1 protein-coding gene is annotated in these 251 nt (G+C 36.3%); it reads right to left on the bottom strand.

The annotated features are described in order from the left end of the window. On the bottom strand, positions 1-220 hold a 220-nt coding region (locus R0J92_RS25070; RefSeq protein WP_411053677.1), incomplete at its 3' end, for an RNase H family protein. Between the last annotated feature and the right edge of the window lie 31 nt (positions 221-251).

Genomic DNA, 251 nt, shown 5'->3' with positions numbered 1-251 from the left:
CCAACTCATCTGCCTTTTCATTCCCTGCATCTCCACTATGTCCTTTTACTTTTAAGAATGTGACTGACGCTTGATTCTTAACAAGCTCGTTTAATTCCATCCAGAGTTCCTTATTTTCAACTGGTTTCTTGTTTGATTTACGCCAATTGTTTTTAATCCAATTCTTCACCCAGCTGTTCATACCATTTACAACGTATGCAGAGTCTGCATAAACCTCAATATGTATGTTATTTGTCTTTATGTGTTTTAGC

It is taken from the genome of Tritonibacter sp. SIMBA_163, assembly GCF_046535935.1.
In the GTDB taxonomy this organism is placed as follows: Bacteria; Pseudomonadota; Alphaproteobacteria; order Rhodobacterales; family Rhodobacteraceae; genus Epibacterium; species Epibacterium scottomollicae.
This window is presented reverse-complemented; position numbering and strand designations above follow the sequence as displayed.